Origin of the sequence: Dialister sp. CAG:357, from assembly GCF_000435155.1 — a bacterium.
Taxonomy (GTDB): Bacteria; Bacillota; Negativicutes; order Veillonellales; family Dialisteraceae; genus Dialister; species Dialister hominis.
Genome location: NZ_FR896444.1, coordinates 31,530 through 32,856, shown reverse-complemented (window position 1 = coordinate 32,856; position 1,327 = coordinate 31,530). Strand labels below are relative to the sequence as shown.

At 55.1% G+C, this 1,327-nt stretch carries 1 protein-coding gene; it reads left to right on the top strand.

The window, feature by feature from the left end; all coding sequences use genetic code 11:
• Positions 1-202: 202 nt before the first annotated feature.
• Positions 203-1,327 (top strand): S-layer homology domain-containing protein (locus tag M3200_RS06720; RefSeq protein WP_288178201.1); only part of this gene is annotated, 1,125 nt, incomplete at its 3' end.

Sequence of the window (1,327 nt, the reverse complement as noted above, 5' to 3'; positions counted from 1 at the left end):
CCGCCCTTCGGGCACCTTCCCCGTCTGGGAAGGCGAGTATTAGCTGTGCTCGGGAAAACGAGCAAACCGTCCCTCTTTTCCATTTCTAACGAAAAGATTTCAATTTTCTTAAAAGTTGTATCTGCTCATTAAGCGGATATTGCATTATACTGGAAAAATAGGGTGGAAAATCAGTGGGATTTTCACTAATGGTTCGGAGGGTATGATGGAGAGGAAATGGCTGGCGGCGCTTTTGCCGCTTACGATGATGGGCGCGGTGTCTTTGGCTGCGAACCCCTTCGCAGACGTTACGCCGGATGACTGGGCGTATCAGGCTGTTTCGGAGTTGTCGGAGGAAGGGGTCGTTTCCGGGTATCCGGACGGGATGTTCCGCGGGGAGCGAAATGTGACTCGTTATGAGAGGGCACAGATCACGGCTCGTCTTCTTGCGAAGGAAGATCAGCTCAGCGATAGAGACAGAAGAATGACCGAGAAACTTGCCGAGGAGTATGGCGGCGAGCTCTCGTCTCTTGGCGTGCGTGTAAGAAATCTGGAGAAGCAGCAGGGAAATATTTCCTGGAGCGGGGATTACTGTCTGCGTTTCTTCGATCTTCTGGAGGGCGTGGCTGATCCGGAGAAGGATATCCATCATCGTGCCGGGGACATGTCGAGTTACGAAGATGCGCGTTTGCGTATTTCTTCGAAGGCAGAAGTGGCTCCGAAGGTGACGGTGAACGGACGCATGACGACGCTCATGAGTTTTGGCGAGACGGGCGACGAAGATGTGAAGTTTGACCGGGCGAATGTCTGCTGGAAGATGGGAAAGAATAGTGCCATCACGGCAGGGCGCCAGGGGATCCGTCTGGATCAGGCGGGTTTCTTCTGGGATCCGGATGCGGCGTATGACGGGCTGACTTTTGAAACGGGGACGGATTCGTTTTCCCTTCAGGCCGGCATCGGTTATCCGCAGTCGGTCCACGCGATGTGGGGACAGTATTTCTATGGCGGCAAGTCCGAGATGGAGTCCTGGTACGCAAGGATTGCAGGGCGCGCGGCGAATGGCTCTGAGCTTTCTGCGTTTTACTGGAAGGATACGGGCACGATGAAGGGGATCCTTGCTCCTTCTGAGGGGCTCAAGGCGTCGATGTATGGCGCGGGCGCGGATATTCATCTGGGCGGGAAGTGGGATGCGGTCGGCGACTACATCGTGACGCATTTCAATCATGAAGGATTTGGGAGAAAGAATGCGGCTTACCGCATGGCAGGTCTTCGCTGGGGCCGTGAAATAGACGGCGTCCCTGGCAGCAAGACGATTTCCCTTTCTTACATTGCCGCGGACAGCGGCTCG